Source organism: Bradyrhizobium monzae, from assembly GCF_021458635.1.
GTDB lineage: Bacteria > Pseudomonadota > Alphaproteobacteria > Rhizobiales > Xanthobacteraceae > Bradyrhizobium.
Window position 1 is genome coordinate 233,617 of the sequence record NZ_JAIRDQ010000014.1, and the last position, 18,556, is coordinate 252,172.

An 18,556-nucleotide genomic window follows, 5' to 3' on the forward strand; every position below is an offset into this window, starting at 1 on the left:
TTCGGCGCAAACGCGTCAGGAAGCGATTTTCGAGGCCTCATAGGGCTTCGGATCGTAACCGAACGCCGCGAGCATCGATCCGACGGCCATCAGCACGGGGTGCATCGCGACGACCGCTTTCGACGACGCCAGCAGGCAAGCCGAGCGCACCAGCGACAACGGCAACCGTCCCAATGCCTGTGCAAACAGGCGCATCCGCGCCGCCGCGCTCGGCGCGGCCTTGACCTGCACACGGTAGTTGATCACCCCGATGCGCAGGCTGCGCTTTGCGATCCAGGCGGGAATGCTGCGGCTTTGCGGCACCGTCTCGGTGATGACCGCTTCCGCCGTCCAATGGAAATTCAGGCCGGCGTCGCGGCCGCGGTTGAAGAAATCGCAATCGCCGCCGCCAAGAAAATTGAAGCGCGGATCGAAGGCCGGACTGCCGAGCCGCTCGAACGTGGCGCGCGTGATCAGGCAATTGCCGCAGCCATAGATCAGCGGCACGGCACCGGTGTAGTCGTAGGCGGGACAGAAGACAGGATGACGCGCGAGCCAGGGCTGGCTGTCATCGTCGAACACCGGCAGCACCGGCCCGCCGACAATGTCGGCACTGGTCGCCTCCGCGGTGCGAACCATCAGCTCGAGCCAGTCGGGCGAAGCGATCTCGTCATCATCGATCATCAGGAAGCGGGTCGCGGCGGGAAACAGCGCCTGCGCCGTCTCGAACGCGGCATTGATCGCCTGGCAATTGCCCTGCCGCTTCTCGACCAGGCAGATGCCCTGGAGCTTGCCGGAAGCGAGATACTCCGCGGCCACCGGCGCGCTCGCGCGCCCCGCCGCATCATTCTCGACCATGACCACCGCGAAAGAGCGCGGGGTGCGCTGGTCGACGAGCGAGTCCAGCGTCAACCGCAGATGCTCGGGGCGGCGAAAGCAGGGAATGCAAACGACGATGCCGACCGAGAGGTCGATCACGCGCGAGCTCGCCGCGATCTCCCGATTGGGATTGCGCACGGCATCCGAGATCCGGCTGGCGGACAAATCTGTCGGGATCAGCGTCATTGCGTTCTCAATGCCTGAGATATGTTGAAAAAGCCCTGCGTCCATTGTCCCACGACGATACGGGTGCGCGGGACAGGTACGTCCCAGAATGAGAGACCTGCTTCAGCATCAAAACAGCACCGCGACGCCGGTGCCCGGGCGATGACGCGTCGTATCATGCATTTAACCGCTTTCGCGTGTTTTCCCTGCGAATTCCTGCGCGCGTGATACTGCAATTTGCAGTCCATCACCCGCCAACAGCGCAACATGGGCAATGCGGTAGTTAACGCATGTTCGGATTAACCCGGCCGTAAGCACCGCGATCGGTGAAGGCACGCGGCATCGGATTTGCTCTTCGGGCACGAGAGATTATTCCTGTAAATTTGAGTCGAACAAGCGCGGTCATAGCAAGGGTCAGGAGCGAACGTGGTGCCCAAGATCGAGAACCCGGTGCTGCGGGCCGGCGCGCTCCTGTTATTCGCCTGTCGGCGCGCCTGGCTGACGGTGCGCTACGGGCGCCGGCTCCAGCTCGGACCCGGAATCATGTTCAAGGGTCGGCTGGTGCTCGGTCGCGGGGTCCGGGTGTCGATCGGTGCGAACTGCCGGATTGGCAAGCGCGTGCTCATCACCGGGCGCGGCCAGGTGACGGTCGGCAATGACACCTTGCTCAACGGCTGCTGGATCGGGTGCGAGCAGAAGGTCGACGTCGGGTCGTTCTGCTTGATCAGCGACTGCGACATCGTCGACACGGACTTTCACAACCTTCCCCCGCGGCTACGGCACGAACCTGCAGTTGCTCGGGCCGTCGCGCCGGTGCACATCGGGGACAACGTGTGGGTGGGCGCGCGCGCGGTCGTGCTCAAGGGAGTGACGATCGGCGACCACTCAGTCGTGGGCGCCGGATCGGTGGTGCGTGAGGAAGTCGCTCCCCGCGTGGTCGTCGCCGGGAATCCGGCGGCTGTCGTCAGGACGTTCCGCGACGACGAATAGGCAGGCACCGACGCGCGGCGCGCGCACCGCTGGCACGCATGGTAACGAACCGTTAAGCACTGGGGATGGTGATGACACCAAGGCAGCACAACGACGCGGCAAATGGCGGCCCGCGCTTAAACGCTTTGTTTGCCATTTCGGTGAATAGTCCCTCAATGAGTATGGTTAATATTCCCTGTTGCGTTGATTGCGCACCTATATCCCCGGTGCGAGGCGTAAAGCGAAGAGTAACCCCTCAGCCCGCGGTCGTTGGAATGAAAGCTGGGGACTATGCTTGACTATAACCAGCCGATAGACCGGGCCAGAGATCCAGCGAGATCGGAGGCCCCGCAACGGACATCCGAGGCCAGCTTCAAGGTGCTGGAGCTCGTCAGCCTGCTGTGGCGGCGCAAGATTGCGATTGCCTCCGCCGCTCTGATCGGCGCGTGCCTCGCCGTCACCGTGGGCAAGAGCCTGACACCCCGCTACACAGCGACCGCCCAGCTTTATGTCGACCCGCGCGAGCTTCAGCTCGTCGATCGCGAGCTCACGCCGCGCGCGCAGGACGTCTCCGGGATGTCCATGGTGGTGGAGAGCCAGGCACGCCTGATCACCTCCAACAGCGTGCTGCTGCAGCTGATCCAGCGGGCCAATCTCGACAAGGATCCCGAGTTCGGCGGCGGTGACGGCAGGAGCCTGACGACGTCGCTGCTGGGCCTGATCGGCATCCAGCCCCGCGCGCCCTCTGCCGCGGATATCAAGGACGTACAGCTCGCGGCACTCGAGGCGCTGAACAAGCACATCACGATCCGAAAGACCGAGAAGAGCTTTATCGTCGACATCGAGGTCTGGTCGACCGACCCGGCGAAGGCGGCGATGCTCGCCAACGCGCTGACCAACACCTTTCTGACGGACTCGCGCAATTCGCAGGCGCTGGCCGCGCGGCGCGCGACCAGCGAATTGTCCGGCCGGCTGAAGGAGCTGCGCGAGCGGCTGCGCAACGCCGAGACCGCGCTTGCCACCTACAAGGCGCAGAACAATTTCGTCGGCACCCAGGACGCGCTGATCTCCGATCAGCAGCTCTCCTCAAGCAACCAGCGGCTGTCCGCGGCCCGCGCGGCGACGATGGACGCGCAGGCGCGGCTGGACCAGATCGAGGCGAACAAGCGGACCGCTGCGGATGCGGGCGCCATTCCCGAAGCACTGCAGTCGCCAACGATCGCGAACCTGCGCGCGCAATATGCCGACGCCCGCAAGAAATATGCGGAGCAGACCGCCGAGCTCGGCCCGCGCCACCCGGCACTGCGCCAGACCGAAAAGCAGGTCGAGGATCTCAAGCGCACCATCAGCGAGGAGATCGAGCGCTTTGCTCAATCGGCCAAGAACGATCTGACCCGGGCCCGCGACTACGAGGCGTCGCTCAACCGGGCGCTGGAAGTGCAGAAGCGGCAGAGCGTGCAGCTCAGCCAGGCCGCCGTACGCCTGCGCGAGCTCGAGCGCGAGGCCGAAGCCAGCCGCGACGTCTATCAATCCTTCCTCAAGCGCTCGCGCGAGACCGAGGAGCAGGAGACGCTCAACACGTCGGCTGCCCGCGTCATTGGCGAGGCCACGGTGCCGCAGCGGCGCTCCTTCCCGCCGGCGATGAGCCTGTTCGCGATGATCGGCTTCATGTTCGGCGCGCTTGCCGCCGCCTCCTGGTTCGTCGCGGCCGAGCATCTGTTCAACGGCGCGATCGCTCCGCAGCCGACCCGCCGCGCGCGCACGCCAGCGCCGGACGCTTCGAAGCCCCAGGCGGAAGCCGCGGCGCCTCCGCCGGCGCTTGCGCTGGTCGAAAAGCCGCTGATCGCCCGCCTTCAGGAGGCCGACGTGATCCGCACGCTCGGCGCCATTCTCGCCACCGGCAGTGGCGTCGATCTGACCCGCGTCGGCTGGCCGACGCTGCGGCCCGGATTTCCGCTGACGACGCTGCTCAACACCTTGCGCGACATGCGGGCGGCGGTGGCTCGTCGTGCCGACGGCAAGACCATGCCGGTGATGGCACTGGTCGGCGCCGGCGATACCACCGGACGCAGCGTGACCGCGCTGAATTTCGCGCTCGCCGCCGCGCGCGACGGCAGCCGCGTGCTGATGATCGACGCCGACCCTCAGGCGCATGCGCTCTCGAACAGGATCAATCGTCCCGGCAAGAGCGAGCCAAACAAATTCGGCTGGCTCTCGATCGGCAGCAAGGCCGCGCGCGAGATCAAGACCGTCAACGGCATCTCGGTGCTGCCGGCGACCGAACACGATGCCGCCAAGGCCGCTGACGCCATCCGCAAGGCAATCGCACAGGCGCGTTCGGCCGTTGGCTATGACCTCGTCATTCTCGACGGCCCCGCGATGCCGCTCTCGGCCGCAGGTCGCAAGCTGCTCGACCACGCCGACGCGCTGGTAGCGGTGCTGCCGACCAGTCTCGACATCAATGACAGCATGGAAGAGATTCTGGCCGCACTCGGCGGCGCCCAGCGCAAGCTCGTCGGTGTGGTGCTCGATGAGCTCGCTCCCGCAACCCAAACACGCCAGCGAGGCAAACAATATGCTTGAGCGCCGCGTCAATCTCGACGGTCGGGCCGCGACCGCCGACGTGCCACGGACCACCGTCGGTGGCCTTCGCATGGCCGCACTCGACCTGGAAGCCACCGCAGATTTCATGATCGAGGCAACCGATCCGCGTCATCGCATCGGCCGCCCGCTGTATCTGACGTCGGCCAATGGCGAGGTGCTGGCGCGCTGCTCGACCGAGCCGCAGACCGAACGCCTGTTCCGCGCCGCCGATCTGATCAATGCCGACGGCCAGCCGCTGGTGGCAGCCTCGAAGCTGCAGTCCTGGTTTCCGCTGCCGGAGCGCGTTGCCACCACCGACCTGTTCCATGTCGTCGCGCGCAAGGCGGAAGTGGTCGGCCGCACCTTCTACATGCTCGGCGCCAGCGAGGAAGAGAACGACGCCGCGGTCCGACGGGTCCAGAACATGTATCCGAAGCTCAGGATCGTCGGGCACAGCCACGGCTATCTCCAAGGCGACGCGCTGCGGGCCAAGGTCGAGGAGATCAACGCTCTCGCACCGGATTGCCTGTGGGTCGCGCTCGGCGTACCCTCCGAGCAGGCCTTCGTCGAGGAATACACGCCGCTGCTGACCAATGTCGGCGTCATCAAGACGTCGGGCGGCCTGTTCAACTTCCTGTCGGGCAGCCGCTCGCGCGCGCCGCAATGGATGCAGCGGATGGGACTCGAATGGGCCTGGCGCACCTGGCTCGAGCCGCGCCGCCTGCTCTGGCGCTATTTGACCACCAACCCCCGCGCGATCTATCTTCTCTTCAGCCGCAACCGGCCCTTCAATCGCTGAGGAGCAGAACGCCATGGATGACCGGCNCGACTGTCCTCGTCACCGGAGGCGCGGGCTATATCGGCTCACATGCGTGCCGCGCCCTTGCCGCTGCCGGCTATCGGCCCGTCGTGTACGACAATCTCACAACAGGTCATCGCAGCTTCGTGGCCGGAGAGCTGGTGACGGGCGACCTGCTCGATGGTGCGACGCTGGCGCGCGCCTTTGCCGACCACAAGATCGCGGCGGTGATGCATTTCGCGGCGGCGAGCCTGGTCGGCGAGTCCATGACCGACCCGCAGAAATACTACATCAACAACGTCCAGGGCACGTTGTCGCTGCTCCAGGCGATGCGCAACGCCGGCTGCCACCGCATCGTGTTCTCCTCGACCGGGGCGGTCTACGGCAACGCCGATTCGAAGGCGCTGCCGGAGGACTTCCCCTGCGCGCCGATCAATCCTTACGGTGCTTCGAAGTGGATGATCGAGCGCATGCTCGCCGATTACCGCGCGGCCTACGGCTTCGGCGCGTTCTGCCTGCGCTATTTCAATGCCAGCGGCGCCGATCCGGCCGGCGGCATCGGCGAACTGCGTGACAACGAGACGCATCTCATCCCGCGCGCCATGATGGCGCTGCAGGGTCATGTCGAATTCGCCGTGTTCGGGAACGATTACGACACCCCCGACGGCACCGCGATCCGCGACTACATCCACGTCACCGACCTCGCGGCGGCGCATGTCGCGGCGTTGAAGCTGCTGGAAGCGGGACATGCCGGCGGCAGCTACAATCTCGGGACCGGCGCGGGCTTCTCGGTGCGCGAGATCCTCACCGCCATCAGGCAGGAGACCGGGCGTGACGTGCCGCACGCCGTCAAGCCGCGCCGCGCCGGCGATCCCACTTATCTCGTCGCAGACCCCTCGGCTGCACGAAAGGTGCTCGACTTCGTGCCGCGCCATTCCGACCTCTCAACCGTGATCCGCACCGCCTGGGCCTGGCACCAGAAGGCGCATCCGCNTCAAGAATCCTTGACCCTTGAAGTTGTGCACTTTCGTGAAATGCTTGCTTCGCAGTTATACTGTGGGCTTCGAGGTCATCCGGTCTAGACGAGTTGGCTTGAGACTCTCGTCCCGGACTAGAAGTAAGGCCTGATCTCCGTCCGGCTTTGCGCCAACCATGCCTTCCAGGCACCCTCGTGCTTCTCGTAGAGCTCCAGCCAACGTTGTTCGCCAGCGACTTGCCATAAGCCGCAGCCATCGGGCGCAGCTTGTCGACCCTCCAGCGCGGTCACCTGCTCGCTGTCGAGCCGTTCGAACTCGAAGGTTTCCTCCAGCGTCAGACCAATCAAGACCCGGCGCCCCACGGTATCGACGAAATATCGACGGGGCGCGTTGTTTGCCGGACTAGTCATGGCGCAGCCACTCCTCCGCGACCCTCTCATCCTGTCTAGATGATGGCAGTAGAGCCTGGCATAGAGGCACGCCAGCGAGCGGAACGATCAAGACCAGCCACACCATTGATCAACGTCCTCAATTCAACGACAGCGCAGAGGCTCATCAAAGCAGGAGAGCCAGTTGCCAACTCATACGACCATGCGCAATCCCGCGGCCGGGAACCAGCGCAGAGCGGCCTTAACCTGAGCAAACATGGTTACACCCCCGCCTGTCCGGGATGCGCGAAGGCAAGACAATCGACATCCCGCTCAGTTGTAATTCCTCAGAATGCACGCCTCAATCTCGCCAGCGATGCATTTTGCCGGGGTACGGTTGAGCCATAGGGTTGATAGAGCGGATGCCGCACCCTGCGCCTGCGTGACCGCCACGCACGCATCGCATAGCCCGCACCGAAACCAGCGAGAATCGACACCAGGATCGCGACCACCATCATTCGGAATTCTTCCAGTTCATGCTGTCCTCGTAACTTAGCATTCTCATCTTCGAGTTGTGTCGAGATCGTGATCTCGCTCGCTGATTTTATCGTCACTAGCTGGAATTTTTGGGCAGCAGCGTGCTTGTTTCCTGGCCGCTGGCATCAACCAACCAGCCAGAAGAAGAATTTCACCGACAGCAGAATGATAAAATAGGCCCACCCCGCCATCGCGATCAGCGCAACGCCGAAAAAGGCACCTTCGAATGCCCGCTCTCTCATCTTCGCAAGAGGCTTGGTGGATAGCGTTTTTTCCAGCATCTCGATTTTCTTCTTTATTTTATCTGCTCGTATCGTTCGCACGATCATAGCCGAACGAATTCGACGATCTCGTGACGGATGCAGACGAGAAATGGCTGATGCGCACGCGAACTCCTTCGCGACATCGATCTTCAACGAATTTTGAATCGATGCGGCGCGCAGTATCGGGTGGCGGAGGAATTTGTCCGATGGCGCGCCTGGGCGGAGTTTGAACGAATCAAAGGTTTGCAACTTTCGCGCGATATCCTCCGACCACGCGTGAAAAAATTTCGCAAGCGGTCTTAGCGAGCGGAGACCGGCCCGCGGCAACCGGACGTCGTGGCGGGCGTCGGTCCGGATGGCTGCGACCGTCGCTGATCGGCGCGAAACAGGGAAAACCCCGGAGTAGTACGGAGCACTAGGCGCCGATTTCCTCCCGGTAAGGTTGAGGGGTTAGCTTAATCCCCGTTGTTTGTTGCGAAGTCTCACCGATCGCATATCCATCTTCGCACCGGGCTTTCCCCAAGGCCTGGCCCCACCCAAGCAAAGCCGTCGAGCGACATGGGTCCGCTTGGCGGCTTTGTCGTTGTGTCGATGCAAGAGGATGATTTCGGTTATGGCGCGAAAGCCCTGGTCGTTCAAGGAAGACCGCCGGCTCATGGAGCTGGCCAAGTCTTCGACGTCGCTGGAGGAGGCGGCGAAGCAGCTCGGCCGATCGCCCGACGCGATCAAGCGCATGGCCTTACGTCTCGGCCTCGCGCTCAAGTCAAAGGCCGCCAAGAAGAGCTAGCACGCCGCGCGAGCGACAATTCGTGGCTGCGGGCCATCGCCGTTGGCACCAGCCGACTGCAAGTCGCAAGACGACGCGTTCAAGGCGCCGCAGTGCTCTCGACCTCTCTAGGCGCGGCGGGACGGAGCCCATCACGACAAACTCTTTCCTAATTGTGATGTCGATTCGGTTCCCACGTCTATCAACGCTCCGCCGTGAAGGACGTCCGCCTCGCCAGTTCCGACGGCTCGGTGATCTGCTCGGCCTATTCGGAGACGCTCGAATTCGACAAGGGCTGGGTCGATCGGGCCGACATGCTTGCGTCGCGCGATTGGAAGCTGATGCTGTTCCGTGTCGAGCAGTTCGGTGGCGACGCCCTCGGCGTGCTCAGGGACATCGGCGACAACAAGGCACACGTCGCGATTCTCGGCATCAATTCCAGCCTGTTCGACATCATGCCGGCCGGGCTGCGCGCCGCCCATTGCGAAGTGCTGCTTGCGCTCAAGAACGGCGCGCAGCTCGGCGAGTTCGCGCTCGACGCCGACGAGACGCTGGCGCATCCGATTGGTTGCGGAAGGCGTCGAAACCGACGAGCAGGTTCGCGCCCTGATTTCGTGCGACGTCGAGGAGGGCCAGGGCTATCTCGTCGCCGCGCCCCCGCCCTTTGCGAAGTTCAGCGAGTTGCTGGAGTCGCGGCTTGCGGCGACCGCAGTCGCAACTTCGGCCCGCGACACCGCACTGGTGGCCTGACCGGGCCGGCTGGCCCGAATTCGAACAATCGTCATCCGAACATGTCCCGGTGCGAACCACCAGTCATGCAGACACAATCGACGACATACGCCCCTTAACGATATTTTCCGCTTTCGAAAGCACCACGCCGGTCGACCAGCTATGATGCTGCAATGCGCCGAAATCATCTCATCGCAGCTGCAGCCATCTGCCTTGCGCTGATCGTCTATGCCACGCTGGCTACGCTTGCGGGCAGGCCGGTGCTGATCGGCCATGCCGAGGCCTATTGGGTCGTCGTCATCGAGCGCTTCAGCGCCTATTGCCTGCTGGGCTTCCTGCTGTCCTTCCTGCTGCCGGGACGCTTCGGGCTGGCTTGCGCATTCGTGATCGCCGTCGCCCTCGGACTCGAGATCCTGCAGACGCTGGTGCCCGACCGCGATCCGCGATTCATCGACGTGCTGCAAAAGTCAGCCGGCGGCATCCTCGGCGTCAGCCTCGCCCAGACCATTCTGGCTTTCCTGCCCAGGCCGCCGTCCTGACGCGAGCGGGGTCAGCTCGCATCGCCGGAGCCGGAGCTCGAGTTGGGCGGCACCTCGTTGCTGCCCTTGAGCTCCGCCTGCAGTTTGAGCACTTCGGCACTAGCGGCCGTCACGAACAGAGGCGGCCAGGCACACGGCTCTCATCATGGCAACCTCCCAGCCCGGATCCCTTCGGCTTCGACCTGTTCCGGTGGGAAACACCAGAGGTCGCGCCAAATTCTGGCTGGATGATTATGTCTGATCCGAGCGGGAGCCGACTGCTGCCGGAGCGACGGACTTACGCCACGCCGCGCCTGAAGCTGTCCTGATCGGAGCTGAATCCGCCGGACATCCGCCGGTGGGCTTCCCGCAGCGCCGTGATCGCGTCATCGAGGCCGAATTCGGCTTCACGAATGGTCTCGAAGAACCGGGTCATCAAGGCGAAGTCGAGCTTGACGCGAGTGTTTCCATCGCGGCTCTTGCGGCGATCGAGCGACAGATGCAGCGCCAGCACCCTGGCCTCGGAGGCACTGCAGCCGCAGAGGGTCGCGAGTTCGTCATAAGTCATCCAGATCTGAGGCATATCCCTGTCCGCCTTTTGTTATGGGCCTCAACCTAGATTTCACATCTAAAAGCACTCTTGCCGCGGTGCGGCCTTCACGTGCTTTCGCGACAACAGCGTCAACGCAAAGCTAAGGCGCGAGCCGCATCAGGATGCAGGGGGCCTGGAGGGGGTAAACGGCGGCCGCGGCCGCGACCGGCTGTCGAGCCCCTTGGGCAGCTTGTCCGGATTGAGCTTGAGGACCGCGCATTTGGCGTCGGCTTGCAGCGCTTCTTCCTGGCTGTAGATCAGCGTGCACTCGAACCTGACCTCGGGCGCCTCTCGCGCCGTGCCCGAGCACGTCGCCATCGCGCCGCCGCAGAGGCCGGTCAGATTGACCTCGACCTCATCAGGACCAAACACGCTGGGATTGCCCTCGGCATGGCGCTTCACGGTCAGGACTGCCGTGAAGCGTTGCTGATCGACCTGATACGAGCCGCCATAGGTGAAGAAGCTGTCGCGGCCGGATATCCGCCCCTCGACCAATTCCACGAGGCCCGTTCCCTGGCCGCGCGGGGTTCTGAACCAGGCTGCGTATTTGCCGTCTCTCAGCATGAAAAACATCCGTCGTAATATTCAAAACGTATTTGCGACCAACTGTGGGGCGCGACAATGACCAATACGGCGGGTATTCCGCCACGGTTAACACCGCGCAAAACCAATTGGTCAAATTGCCGGTGCCGCATGCGCGACGCCGGCCGCAGATCAAAACAACTCGATGCCGTCATCTGCAGGCTCGACCGCCTCGACCCGGCGGGCGGCGGCGCTCGACGATAGCCCGAGGGCTTGCAAAAACCCCCGGTGAACGTCGCGCTCGCGCTCCATCGTATAGCGCGCGAAGAGATCGTCGAGCAGCGCCTCGTCCTGCGGCTGCGGCCGATGCGTGCCCGCGCTTGCCGTCTTCCAGGCGCGTCGCGATGCTGGGCAGCGTTGTAGAGCTCTCACCGAGCGAGCTCATCAAGCCTTACGCCGAGAGGCCTTGCGCCGAGTTCATCAGGCCCTCGAACTCGGCACCTTCGTCGACGAGCCGGCTCATCAACGTGCCCAGCCGTTCGTTGCCGGCCTCGACCTCGCGCAGCGCCTGCAGGATTTGCGGCTCCTCGTACCCCTTATACCAGGATCGACCGGGAGCCATCCGGACCTGGACCGCGCGGGAGAAGCCGCGGGGGCGGTCTGACATCGCGTTGACAGTATTGGTTTGCCGCAGCGCCGTTTTCTGCCATCACTGGTTTGAACCTGTTCCTGTCAGGATGCACTCAATACCAAGAGTGATTCTAATCACACTTGGCTTGGCGATCCTCTGCTAGGCTCCAGCCGGGACGTGGATCAGTCGGGTACCGTTCGAACTGGATGAAAAAATCATGAGAAGCCTGATCGGCGCAATCGCCGGCGTGTTTTGCCTCGCGGCTCCCGCCATTGCCGAGACGCCCGCCGCTATTGTCGAGGACGTGCAGGGTAAGGTCAACGGCATCGAATTCATGGATTATGTCGCGCCCGGCAAGATCATCAAGCTCGGGCCCAAGGCCGGCATCACGCTCAGCTACCTCAAATCCTGCCTGCGCGAGACCATCACCGAGGGCGTCGTGCTGGTCGGCGCGGAGCAGAGCACCGTACAACTCGGCAACGTCCAGCGCGTCAAGGTGCCCTGCGACGCCAACGCCGCGCAGTTGTCCGAGCGCGAGGCCAACCAGAGCGCGGCGACCACGTTCCGCACCATGCGAGCCGATGCCGGCAGCGCACCGGCCAGGCTGCCGACGATCTACGGCACGGTCCCGCTGATCCAGGCCAAGAGCGGCAGCACGTTGATAATCGAACGCACCGACGGCAAGGAGCCCACTATCAGCCTTCCGCTCAAGAGCGACATCATGGTCGCCGGGAAATTCTATGATCTCTCGAAAGCCGGCAAGTCGTTGACGCCCGGCGGCAGCTATCTCGCGAAGCTCGGCACCAAGCGCTACACTTTCCAGGTCGACGCCAGCGCGACCTCTTCGCCGACGCCGATCGTCGGCCGTCTGCTGCGGCTCGAATAGGCCCGCGACAGCAACGATGCGGCGGATCGGCAGGCGGGACATCGTTGCGGCGATCCTGATTGCGCTCGTTACGGGCGTGGCCGTCACGTCTCCGCCGTTGCAGAACCTGCAAGGTCTCTCGCTCGACGTTCTCACCGCGCTGCGCTGGGAGTTTGTTGGCGACCGCCGCGATACCGCGACATCGCCGGTCGTCGTCGTGGCAATCGATGGCGAAACCTACGACAGTCCGCCGTTCAAGGGATCGCCGACCCAGACGTGGACGCGCGAGATCGGCCGGGTGCTCGGCAGCATCACCGAGGGCGGCGCCAAGGTCATCGGCTTCGACGTCATCTTTCCGAGCTCGATCGAGCAGTCGGAAATTCCCTTTGGCGACACCTCATTCGGCGCCCGCGTGAGGGGATTTGACCGGGACTATCTGATCGCGCTGCGGAAGCTTTCCGACAACGGCAAGCTCGTGCTCGGCGAAATTCTCAGCAACGACCACCCGGACAGGCCGGATCGCGCGCAGCAACTGGCCGTGAAAAACAACATCCGCGCGCTCAACGTCCATACCGACGTCGACGACGTGATCCGGCGAATGCCGCTGAGCTTCTCCATCGCGGGCCAGCCGGTGCCCACAATGGCCGTCGAACTTGCCGCGCGCTCGCTCGGTGCCAAGACCGAGACAGGGCCAACCGGCGTGACGAATTTGTCCGGCTATGCGATCCCGAACGCCATCCCCAACACGCTCACGCTCAATTTCCGCGGCATGGGCCGCGATATCCCCGCCTATTCCTTCGCAGATTTGCGCGCCTGCGTCGAAAAAGGAGACACCGAGTTCTTTCGCCGCGCCTTCGACGGCAAGATCGTGCTGCTGGGCAGCATCCTCAATTTCGACGACCGCAAGCTCACTTCAATGCGCCTGGCCGGCGGATATGACGGCACAATTGGGTCGCGATGCGCCCTGCCCGCGCCTGCGAGCACCGCGCAACGAGCCCTCAACGCCGTAGCCGGCGTCTTCGTCCACGCCACGGCCGTACGAAATCTGCTCGAGCATGACGCCGTCACCGAGCTCGGCTTCCCGCTGCGGACGATCCTGACAATTGTGTTCGCGGCGATCATTGCCGCTGCCGCCTGCCTGCTCGCACCGACCGGTGCTGCGATCTTCTGGCTTGGGCTCACCGTCGCCTACGCCGCTGTCGCCGTCGGCACATTCACGCATGCCGTCGCGCTGCCCCTGACCGAGCCCGCGCTCGCGGGTCTCATGGCGCTCGCGCTGATGATCGGCTACCGCTTCGTGATCGCCGACCGTGAGGAGCGTTTTCTGCGCAAGAGCTTTGCGTTCTATCTCGCGCCCGAGGTCATCGACGGCATGGTCGCCTCCGGCAAGATGCCGGTGCTCGGCGGCGAGATGCGCAACATCACCATGTTCTTCTCGGACCTCAGCGGCTTCTCCTCGATCGCCGAGAAGATGACGCCGAGCGAGCTGGTCGCGTTGATGAACGACTATCTCTCCGCCATGACCGACATCATCGAAAGCCATGGCGGTTATGTCGACAAATATATCGGCGATTCCATCGTCGCGATGTTCGGCGCCCCGGCCGACGATCCCGATCATGCTCGCAACGCGGTCGCAGCCGCGCTGCAATGCCGCGACAGGCTCGAGGAGCTCAACGAAAACCATCCCGCATTCCGAGGTCGCGGCCTCGCCCACCGCATCGGATTGAACAGCGGCGAAGCCGTGGTCGGCAATATCGGCTCGCGCCGGCGCTTCAACTACACCGTCATGAGCGATACCGTGAACCTCGCCTCCCGGCTCGAAGGTGCCAACAAATATTTCGGCACCGTGATCATGGCGTCCGAGATGACCGTAAACCAGAGCCGCAGCGCCTACATCTGGCGCGAACTGGATATGATCAGGGTACAGGGACGCGACGAGCCGATCAGGGTGTACGAGCCGCTCGCCGACATGAACGAGACGCAGGAGCAGGGCATCCGCGCGGCAACTTATGCCAAGGGACTTGCCTGCTGGCGTGCGCGCAACTTCGCCAAAGCGGCCGAGCTGTTCGAAAGCGCCGCCGGCGACGATCCGCCGTGCCGATATTTTGCCAGGCGTGCGCGAACACTTGCGGCGAACCCACCTCCGGCCGACTGGACGCCGGTGAATACGCTGGAAGGGAAGTAGCGGCGGAACTAACGGTCCGCCGGGGAGCCTAGAACGGCAGCCCCACATAATTCTCCGCGAGCAACCGCTTCGCCGTCTCGGACGACAACAGGTACTCCAGCTCGGTCTGCTGCAGCCGGTCTTCGTACTCGGAACGATCCGGGAAACGGTGCAGCATCATCGTCATCCACCACGAGAAGCGCTGCGCTTTCCAGATCCGCGCCAACGCCGTGGCGGAATAGCCCTTCAGCCCGGAATCGTCGCCATCCTGATAATGCGCGAGCATCGCGTGGTAGAGATAGTAGATGTCGGAGGCGGCACTGTTCAGCCCGCGCGCGCCAGTCGGTGGCACGATGTGGGCGGCGTCGCCGGCGAGAAACAGGCGACCATAGCTCATCGGCTCGGCGACGAAGCTGCGCAAGGGCGCGATGCTCTTCTCGATCGACGGACCGGTGATCAAACGGCCGGCGACTTCATCGGGCAGGCGACGCTTCAGCTCCGCCCAGAACGCATCGTCCGACCAGTCCTCGACCTTGTCAGTGAGCGGCACCTGGACGTAATAGCGGCTCAGCGTCTGTGAACGCAGCGAGCAGAGCGCGAAGCCGCGCGCGTGCTTCACGTAGATAAGCTCCGGCGACACCGGCCTGGTGCGCGACAACACGCCGAGCCAGCCGAACGGATAGACTTTTTCATATTCGCGCAGCACGTCTTTCGGGATCGACTGGCGGCTGACGCCGTGAAATCCGTCGGCGCCGACGACGTAATCGCTGTCGACGCGGACCCCTTCGCCGTTCGATCGGTACGTCACATAGGGCCGGCCCGACGTCAGATCATGCGGCGTCACGTCTTCGGCATTGTGCACGACCTTGCCACCGAGACGGTCGCGCGCCTCGTAGAGGTCGCGCGTCAACTCGGTCTGGCCATAGACCAGCACCGAATTGCCGCCGGAATGCTTGTTCAGATCGATATGGGAGAGCAAGCCGTCGTGGGCGATCTCGAAGCCGTTGTGGATTTCACCCTCGCGGTCCATCCGCTCGCCGCATTGCGCTTCGCGCATCAGCCGGGCAAAGCCGTGCTCGAGCACGCCGGCGCGGATGCGCGCCAGCACGTGCTCGCGGCTGTATTTCTCCAGCACGATGGTGTCGATACCCTTCAGGTGCAGGAGCTGGGACAGCAGCAGCCCTGACGGCCCACCGCCGATGATGCAAACCTGAACTTTCATTTTTCCGTCCTCCCGTCGGCACTTTTTGCAGATTCCGCGGCCTGGACCGATGGAGGGTTTCGTCATTGTCTTGTACTATTCGAACATGAGAACCGCAGCCCCCGCCCCGGCCATCCGGGTCTACAATCTGTTCGGCGAGGCCAGCGATCTGCCGGACGTCGTCCACTGCGAGACGATTGCGTCGCGATCGGTGCTGCATGACTGGACGCTCGCCGTGCACCGTCACGCCCGGCTGCACCAGGTGTTGCTGATCGAGCGCGGCGGCGGCGAAGCGACGCTCGATGGACGCGTGGTGCCGCTCAAGCCGATGCAGATCGTCAACGTGCCGGTCGGCCATGTCCACGGCTTCCGTTTCCTGCCGGGGACCCAGGGCTGGGTGCTGACCATTGCCGCGGAAATCCTGGACGAGGCACTGCTCGCTGCCGAAGGCTTGCGCGGCGTGCTGTCACGATCGGCCGTCGTTCGCGGCACGCCGCAGATCCGCGCGACCATGAAGCAGATCTTTGCCGAGCACGCCGCGCGCGACTTCGGCCGCGCGCATGTGCTGCGTTCGTTATCGGCCGCCATGATCGGTCTCGTGGCACGAGCGCTGACAGGCAAGAGCGGCACCAGCAGCAGCTCCGAGTCAAACCTGTTCCGCCGTTTCGAAGCCCTGCTCGAACAACATCATCTGGAGCGCTGGACTGTTGCGGACTACGCCAACGCGCTGGCGATCACGCCGACCCATCTCAACCGCGTCACGCGCGCGGCGACCGGCGACACCGCCTCGCACCTGATCCTGAACCGGCTGATCCGCGAGGCACGCCGCAACCTCGTCTATACAAATCTGCCGGTCTCGACAATCGCATACGCGCTCGGCTTCGAGGACCCCGCCTATTTCAGCCGGGTCTACGCCGCCGCCACCGGACTGTCACCGCGCGCCTTTCGCGCGCAGCTCCATGGCGGCGAAGGCTGATCCGCACACCTTACCGGCGCGCCCTCTCCTGCACGGATTCCACCGACGCTTCTTCGGGATGCCTCTTCTCGTAATGCAGGAAGAGATCGAGCAGCGCCAGAAGCACGATAACGACGCCGAAGCCGATGCTCAGATGCATCGCCCGCGTATGCGGAAATCCGAGCAACCAGGGTGACGCGACGAGCCAGACGCCCATCAGGACGTTGATCCACTCCTCCCAGTCCCGATAGGCGATAATGGCCGCGAGCGAGAGCACGACGATGATTGCGCTGGTGACCCAGAGGTCGATCTTGCCCTCGTTGTTGGTCAGCTTGAACAGCCACGGCGATATGAAGAGGACGGCCGCGAGGAACAGATTGTAGACGTCAGGAACCGTTTCGCGCTCATTCAGCCTGCTCATGACACAGCCTCCGCGAGGAATCCGTCGAAGCAAAGATCGGGAAGCGACTTGGTTCCTTACAAGCGGAGGCGTTCCGCCTAGACTTTGGTCTCAGTCACGAACCGAACCGGCGGCGATAGTCCTGCGGCGCCGTGGCCAGCACTCGCAAAAAGCTGCGGCGCATGGTCTCCTCCGATCCGAAGCCGCAGCGTTGGGATATCCGCTTCACCGGTAGGCGCGTTTCCGACAGCATTCGCCGCGCAGCTTCCACCCGCAGCCGCTCGATGGCTCGAAGCGGCGTCAGACCGGTCGCCTTGGCGTAATGGCGGCTGAAACTGCGCTCGCTCATGCCCGCCTCACGCGCCAGCCTGGACAGAGAGAGATTGCCGGCGAGATGTTTGCTGATCCAGTGGTGCAGCGCGCCGAATTCATCCTCGGCGGATTGCAGCGACAGTGCCTCGCTGAACTGCGCCTGCCCACCCGGCCGCTTGAGAAAGACGACGAGATAACGCGCTACCGCAAGCGCCGTGGTGCGACCAAGATCTTCCTCCACCAGGGCCAGCGCCAGGTCGATGCCCGCAGTCACACCTGCCGAGGTCCAGATCGAGCCATCACGCACGAAGATCGGATCGGGCTCGACGCGCACGGCCGGAAAACGCCGCGCAAGCTCGGCGCAATACGACCAATGAGTCACCGCGCGGCGTCCGTCGAGCCCACCGGCGGCACCGAGCAGAAACGCGCCCGTGCAGACCGATGCCACGCGCCGCGCCGTCTTGACGCGCTGGCGCAGCCAATCCAGCAACGCCGGATCGGAGACGGCGGCATCAACGCCCGGGCCTCCCGCAACCACCAACGTGTCCAGCGCGCCGCTGGCGCGCGGAAGCGACTCCGTTGCTATCTCCAACCCCGAGGACGCCGTCACACGCGCGCGATCTTTCGCCACCACGCGAAGCGCATAAGGCGGCGTTCCGCCGGCCTCCACGATCTGCTCGTTGGCAGTCGCGAACACCTGGAGCGGCCCCGTGACGTCGAGCAGCTGCACCGACGGATAGGCCAGCACTTCGATCACGCGTACCGAACTCCGCGTGGCGCGCGAAATGGAGCTTGGCGGAAAGCGAGGGGCCTTTGGCATTTGCGCCAAAGCCTGCCCGGTTATGTTGCCGCTGTCCAGCCCGAGGAGAGACCATGACCACGAAGACTTTTACCAGGACCGCCCCGCCGGAATGGCTCCTCGCGATGTGGAAGGAGATCGACGACAAGACCTTTGGCAAGGGTTTCGACTGTTTCGCCGAAGATGCCATCTGCAATCTCGGCGTCGCCGACTGGCACGGCCGCGAGGCGATCCGCAGCAACCTGCGGCAATTCATCGACCGCGGCCTTACGGCGCTCCACGACGTGGTCGAGTTCTGGGATAGTCCCGAGCTCAAGATCTTCCACGGCAAGGTCGCGATGCGCTTCGACGACCCCAGTATCGCGGCCGTGAGACCGACGATGGTCCATTTCTTCTATATGGACGAAGAGGATCCCACCAAGGTCAAGCGCTGGGTCGGTGCGGTGGGACCGACCGGATTTTAGCTGGCGCGTCGCCGACGGAGCTCGGGGGTGCCGGCTCCTCCATGACAACAGAGCCGGCCTCATCATCGGATGCGGCCGGCTCATTCCTGATCAAGTGAAGCAAACGTCGAAGAAGACGA

At 63.9% G+C, this 18,556-nt stretch carries 20 protein-coding genes and 1 pseudogene; 11 read left to right on the plus strand and 10 right to left on the minus strand.

Annotation, left to right across the window (positions count from 1 at the left end; translation table 11 throughout):
* Window positions 1-15: 15 nt before the first annotated feature.
* The gene (locus K3F49_RS35560) at window positions 16-1,044 is read right to left on the minus strand and encodes a glycosyltransferase family 2 protein (protein WP_234685515.1); all 1,029 of its coding nucleotides are present in this window, start codon (window positions 1,042-1,044) and stop codon (window positions 16-18) included.
* A gap of 408 nt (window positions 1,045-1,452) precedes the next feature.
* Between K3F49_RS35560 and K3F49_RS39305 the strand changes: the two genes are divergently transcribed.
* The 4 genes and pseudogenes from K3F49_RS39305 to galE form a co-directional block, all read left to right on the plus strand.
* Window positions 1,453-2,013: an acyltransferase gene (locus tag K3F49_RS39305; RefSeq protein WP_346657390.1), complete on the plus strand. Its 561-nt coding sequence runs from the start codon at window positions 1,453-1,455 to the stop codon at window positions 2,011-2,013.
* Window positions 2,014-2,283: 270 nt separating this feature from the next.
* Entirely contained in the window at window positions 2,284-4,575 is a 2,292-nt protein-coding gene (locus tag K3F49_RS35570) for a GumC family protein (protein WP_234685516.1), read from the plus strand.
* Window positions 4,568-5,374: a WecB/TagA/CpsF family glycosyltransferase gene (locus K3F49_RS35575; RefSeq protein ID WP_234685517.1), complete on the plus strand. Its 807-nt coding sequence runs from the start codon at window positions 4,568-4,570 to the stop codon at window positions 5,372-5,374. The genes K3F49_RS35570 and K3F49_RS35575 overlap by 8 nt, the downstream gene beginning before the upstream one ends.
* Before the next feature lie 17 nt (window positions 5,375-5,391).
* A pseudogene (galE, locus tag K3F49_RS35580) lies at window positions 5,392-6,366 on the plus strand (UDP-glucose 4-epimerase GalE); the annotation flags it as partial.
* Window positions 6,367-6,485: 119 nt separating this feature from the next.
* Here galE and K3F49_RS35585 read toward each other — a convergent pair.
* Together K3F49_RS35585 and K3F49_RS35590 are read right to left on the minus strand one after the other, a co-directional pair.
* Window positions 6,486-6,761 carry a hypothetical protein gene (locus K3F49_RS35585; RefSeq protein ID WP_234685519.1) on the minus strand — a complete coding sequence of 92 codons (276 nt, stop codon included), beginning with the start codon at window positions 6,759-6,761 and terminating at the stop codon, window positions 6,486-6,488.
* Between the two features lie 620 nt (window positions 6,762-7,381).
* Window positions 7,382-7,768: a hypothetical protein gene (locus K3F49_RS35590; RefSeq protein WP_234685520.1), complete on the minus strand. Its 387-nt coding sequence runs from the start codon at window positions 7,766-7,768 to the stop codon at window positions 7,382-7,384.
* Between the two features lie 364 nt (window positions 7,769-8,132).
* On the opposite strand from K3F49_RS35590, the gene K3F49_RS35595 reads away from it, so the two are divergent.
* The 3 genes from K3F49_RS35595 to K3F49_RS35605 all read left to right on the plus strand — a co-directional run bounded on the left by K3F49_RS35595 (window position 8,133) and on the right by K3F49_RS35605 (window position 9,553).
* On the plus strand, window positions 8,133-8,306 hold the full coding sequence (locus tag K3F49_RS35595; RefSeq protein WP_187437049.1) for a hypothetical protein: 174 nt from the start codon (window positions 8,133-8,135) through the stop codon (window positions 8,304-8,306).
* Between the two features lie 194 nt (window positions 8,307-8,500).
* On the plus strand, window positions 8,501-9,133 hold the full coding sequence (locus tag K3F49_RS35600) for a hypothetical protein (protein ID WP_234685521.1): 633 nt from the start codon (window positions 8,501-8,503) through the stop codon (window positions 9,131-9,133).
* 54 nt (window positions 9,134-9,187) lie between these two features.
* On the plus strand, window positions 9,188-9,553 hold the full coding sequence (locus K3F49_RS35605) for a VanZ family protein (protein WP_234685522.1): 366 nt from the start codon (window positions 9,188-9,190) through the stop codon (window positions 9,551-9,553).
* Between the two features lie 277 nt (window positions 9,554-9,830).
* On the opposite strand, the gene K3F49_RS35610 is transcribed toward K3F49_RS35605, so the two are convergent.
* The 4 genes from K3F49_RS35610 to K3F49_RS35625 all read right to left on the minus strand — a co-directional run bounded on the left by K3F49_RS35610 (window position 9,831) and on the right by K3F49_RS35625 (window position 11,313).
* The gene (locus K3F49_RS35610; protein ID WP_234685523.1) at window positions 9,831-10,115 is read right to left on the minus strand and encodes a hypothetical protein; all 285 of its coding nucleotides are present in this window, start codon (window positions 10,113-10,115) and stop codon (window positions 9,831-9,833) included.
* A 126-nt stretch (window positions 10,116-10,241) separates the two neighbouring features.
* A complete protein-coding gene (locus K3F49_RS35615; RefSeq protein ID WP_234685524.1) occupies window positions 10,242-10,688 on the minus strand; it encodes a hypothetical protein in 447 nt (148 codons plus the stop codon).
* A 150-nt stretch (window positions 10,689-10,838) separates the two neighbouring features.
* Window positions 10,839-11,078, minus strand: a complete 240-nt coding sequence (locus K3F49_RS35620; protein WP_234685525.1) for a hypothetical protein — start codon at window positions 11,076-11,078, stop codon at window positions 10,839-10,841.
* Window positions 11,079-11,097: 19 nt separating this feature from the next.
* A complete protein-coding gene (locus tag K3F49_RS35625; RefSeq protein ID WP_234685526.1) occupies window positions 11,098-11,313 on the minus strand; it encodes a hypothetical protein in 216 nt (71 codons plus the stop codon).
* Between the two features lie 181 nt (window positions 11,314-11,494).
* Here K3F49_RS35625 and K3F49_RS35630 point away from each other — a divergent pair, with 181 nt between their 5' ends.
* Window positions 11,495-12,163: a hypothetical protein gene (locus K3F49_RS35630; protein WP_234685527.1), complete on the plus strand. Its 669-nt coding sequence runs from the start codon at window positions 11,495-11,497 to the stop codon at window positions 12,161-12,163.
* Window positions 12,164-12,179: 16 nt separating this feature from the next.
* A complete protein-coding gene (locus K3F49_RS35635) occupies window positions 12,180-14,327 on the plus strand; it encodes an adenylate/guanylate cyclase domain-containing protein (protein ID WP_234685528.1) in 2,148 nt (715 codons plus the stop codon).
* Between the two features lie 28 nt (window positions 14,328-14,355).
* On the opposite strand, the gene pobA is transcribed toward K3F49_RS35635, so the two are convergent.
* Window positions 14,356-15,528, minus strand: a complete 1,173-nt coding sequence (gene pobA, locus K3F49_RS35640; RefSeq protein ID WP_234685529.1) for a 4-hydroxybenzoate 3-monooxygenase — start codon at window positions 15,526-15,528, stop codon at window positions 14,356-14,358.
* 49 nt (window positions 15,529-15,577) lie between these two features.
* Between pobA and K3F49_RS35645 the strand changes: the two genes are divergently transcribed.
* Window positions 15,578-16,483 carry a helix-turn-helix domain-containing protein gene (locus tag K3F49_RS35645; protein ID WP_234685530.1) on the plus strand — a complete coding sequence of 302 codons (906 nt, stop codon included), beginning with the start codon at window positions 15,578-15,580 and terminating at the stop codon, window positions 16,481-16,483.
* A gap of 10 nt (window positions 16,484-16,493) precedes the next feature.
* On the opposite strand, the gene K3F49_RS35650 is transcribed toward K3F49_RS35645, so the two are convergent.
* Both K3F49_RS35650 and K3F49_RS35655 read right to left on the minus strand, forming a co-directional pair.
* A complete protein-coding gene (locus tag K3F49_RS35650) occupies window positions 16,494-16,883 on the minus strand; it encodes an SPW repeat protein (RefSeq protein WP_234685531.1) in 390 nt (129 codons plus the stop codon).
* Window positions 16,884-16,977: 94 nt separating this feature from the next.
* Window positions 16,978-17,928 (minus strand): GlxA family transcriptional regulator, encoded by a 951-nt coding sequence (locus tag K3F49_RS35655; RefSeq protein WP_452101151.1) that lies wholly within the window; start codon window positions 17,926-17,928, stop codon window positions 16,978-16,980.
* 119 nt (window positions 17,929-18,047) lie between these two features.
* On the opposite strand from K3F49_RS35655, the gene K3F49_RS35660 reads away from it, so the two are divergent.
* Window positions 18,048-18,437, plus strand: coding sequence for a nuclear transport factor 2 family protein (locus K3F49_RS35660; protein ID WP_234685533.1), 390 nt, complete (start codon window positions 18,048-18,050; stop codon window positions 18,435-18,437).
* Window positions 18,438-18,556: the final 119 nt, after the last annotated feature.

What these genes read in the sequence shown, in the direction of transcription:
- K3F49_RS35595 (WP_187437049.1), top strand. Translation starts at nt 8,133, where the DNA reads ATGGCGCGAAAGCCCTGGTCGTTCAAGGAAGACCGCCGGCTCATGGAG.
- K3F49_RS35585 (WP_234685519.1), bottom strand. Translation starts at nt 6,761, where the DNA reads ATGACTAGTCCGGCAAACAACGCGCCCCGTCGATATTTCGTCGATACC.
- K3F49_RS35605 (WP_234685522.1), top strand. Translation starts at nt 9,188, where the DNA reads ATGCGCCGAAATCATCTCATCGCAGCTGCAGCCATCTGCCTTGCGCTG.
- pobA (WP_234685529.1), bottom strand. Translation starts at nt 15,528, where the DNA reads ATGAAAGTTCAGGTTTGCATCATCGGCGGTGGGCCGTCAGGGCTGCTG.
- K3F49_RS35650 (WP_234685531.1), bottom strand. Translation starts at nt 16,883, where the DNA reads ATGAGCAGGCTGAATGAGCGCGAAACGGTTCCTGACGTCTACAATCTG.
- K3F49_RS35635 (WP_234685528.1), top strand. Translation starts at nt 12,180, where the DNA reads ATGCGGCGGATCGGCAGGCGGGACATCGTTGCGGCGATCCTGATTGCG.
- K3F49_RS35560 (WP_234685515.1), bottom strand. Translation starts at nt 1,044, where the DNA reads ATGACGCTGATCCCGACAGATTTGTCCGCCAGCCGGATCTCGGATGCC.
- K3F49_RS35645 (WP_234685530.1), top strand. Translation starts at nt 15,578, where the DNA reads ATGGAGGGTTTCGTCATTGTCTTGTACTATTCGAACATGAGAACCGCA.
- K3F49_RS35610 (WP_234685523.1), bottom strand. Translation starts at nt 10,115, where the DNA reads ATGCCTCAGATCTGGATGACTTATGACGAACTCGCGACCCTCTGCGGC.
- K3F49_RS35625 (WP_234685526.1), bottom strand. Translation starts at nt 11,313, where the DNA reads ATGTCAGACCGCCCCCGCGGCTTCTCCCGCGCGGTCCAGGTCCGGATG.
- K3F49_RS35575 (WP_234685517.1), top strand. Translation starts at nt 4,568, where the DNA reads ATGCTTGAGCGCCGCGTCAATCTCGACGGTCGGGCCGCGACCGCCGAC.
- K3F49_RS35630 (WP_234685527.1), top strand. Translation starts at nt 11,495, where the DNA reads ATGAGAAGCCTGATCGGCGCAATCGCCGGCGTGTTTTGCCTCGCGGCT.
- K3F49_RS35615 (WP_234685524.1), bottom strand. Translation starts at nt 10,688, where the DNA reads ATGCTGAGAGACGGCAAATACGCAGCCTGGTTCAGAACCCCGCGCGGC.
- K3F49_RS35570 (WP_234685516.1), top strand. Translation starts at nt 2,284, where the DNA reads ATGCTTGACTATAACCAGCCGATAGACCGGGCCAGAGATCCAGCGAGA.
- K3F49_RS35660 (WP_234685533.1), top strand. Translation starts at nt 18,048, where the DNA reads ATGACCACGAAGACTTTTACCAGGACCGCCCCGCCGGAATGGCTCCTC.